At 43.2% G+C, this 405-nt stretch carries 1 protein-coding gene; it reads left to right on the top strand.

Annotated features, from left to right (window positions below; genetic code table 11):
* Positions 1-405, top strand: a 405-nt coding sequence (locus FJA49_RS18310; protein ID WP_158629424.1) for a hypothetical protein, incomplete at both ends; no start/stop codon positions are given.

The following is a 405-nucleotide window of genomic DNA, read 5'->3' as shown; positions in this document are numbered from 1 at the left end:
TTACTTCATGCATCACTGGTATATCTCCAATATGTGCTGCACAACAAGAGGCTAAACTTGGTGCTGGATTCCCAACGATTCCGGTAACTCAGTGTTTTCCAATCCCAACAGTAAAGTGTATCCCAACCGTAACTTCATGTGTTACAGGAATATCTCCAATCTGTGCTGCACAGCAGGAAGCAAACGTTGGAGCTGGATTTCCAACGATTCCAGTAACGCAATGCCTACCAATTCCTACTGTTCAATGTATTCCTACTGTAACTTCATGCATCACTGGTATATCACCAATATGTGCTGCACAACAAGAGGCTAAACTTGGTGCTGGATTCCCAACGATTCCGGTAACTCAGTGTTTTCCAATCCCAACAGTAAAGTGTATTCCAACCGTAACTTCATGTGTTACAG

Source organism: Flavobacterium microcysteis (genome assembly GCF_006385255.1).
Taxonomy (GTDB): Bacteria; Bacteroidota; Bacteroidia; order Flavobacteriales; family Flavobacteriaceae; genus Flavobacterium; species Flavobacterium microcysteis.
Note: the sequence above shows the minus strand (reverse complement) of the source record. Positions and strands in the feature narration are given on the sequence as shown.